A 333-nucleotide genomic window follows, 5' to 3' on the forward strand; every position below is an offset into this window, starting at 1 on the left:
GTGGATATGGACGGCGTCAAGCACGTCCTGGGCATCTGGGTCCAAGCCAGCGAAGGCGCGAAGTTCTGGGCCAGCGTGTGCTCCCAGCTGGCCAACCGCGGCATCAAGGACGTGCTGATCGTCTGCTGCGACGGTCTGACCGGCTTCCCCGAGGCCATCGAGGCGACCTGGTCCCAGGCGATGGTCCAAACGTGCGTGGTGCACCTGATCCGAGCCTCGATGCGATTCGTCTCTTACAGCGACCGCAAGGCCGTCGCGGCACTGCTGCGCCCGATCTACACCGCGGTCAACGAGGACGCGGCGCTGATCGCGTTGGCCACCTTCGCCGACTCG

The 333-nt window shown here is 66.1% G+C and carries 1 protein-coding gene; it reads left to right on the plus strand.

The window, feature by feature from the left end; all coding sequences use genetic code 11:
• A partial coding sequence (locus ABC138_RS17520; protein ID WP_345914465.1) for a transposase occupies positions 1-333 on the plus strand: 333 nt, incomplete at both ends.

It is taken from the genome of Janibacter sp. LM (genome assembly GCF_039631275.1).
Lineage (GTDB): Bacteria > Actinomycetota > Actinomycetes > Actinomycetales > Dermatophilaceae > Janibacter > Janibacter terrae.